The sequence below is a fragment of the Corallococcus sp. AB038B genome (genome assembly GCF_003668955.1).
In the GTDB taxonomy this organism is placed as follows: domain Bacteria; phylum Myxococcota; class Myxococcia; order Myxococcales; family Myxococcaceae; genus Corallococcus; species Corallococcus exiguus.
Window position 1 is genome coordinate 1 of record NZ_RAWO01000420.1, and the last position, 382, is coordinate 382.

The 382-nt window shown below is 68.8% G+C and carries 1 protein-coding gene; it reads right to left on the bottom strand.

Annotated features, from left to right (window positions below):
• Positions 1–382, bottom strand: a 382-nt coding sequence (locus D7Y04_RS43760; protein ID WP_147477407.1) for a pitrilysin family protein, incomplete at both ends; no start/stop codon positions are given.

Genomic DNA, 382 nt, shown 5'->3' on the forward strand with positions numbered 1-382 from the left:
CCTCCTTCACCTCGTCCGGGCGCAAGAGCACGCGGCGGCCGGTGGGTGTGGGCTCCTCGGGACGCTTCCCCGCGCCCTCGTACGGACGGCCCCAGTCCCCGCCGAAAATCTCGTCCACCCACCCGCGCAGCTCCGCCTCGCTCAGGTCTCCGGAGACGGAGAGCACCAGGTTCTTGGGCGTGTAGTAGCGGTGGTAGAACTCCAGCACCTTCTCCCGCGTGAAGCTCCGCACGCTCTCCGCCGTGCCGAGCACCGGCAACCGGTACGGATGCGTCTGGAACACGGTGGAGAACAAGTCGCGCGACGCGCGCCGCGAGTGCGTGTCCTGGCTGCGCTTGATTTCCTCGCACACCACCTCGATTTCGCGCGCCAGCTCCTCGGC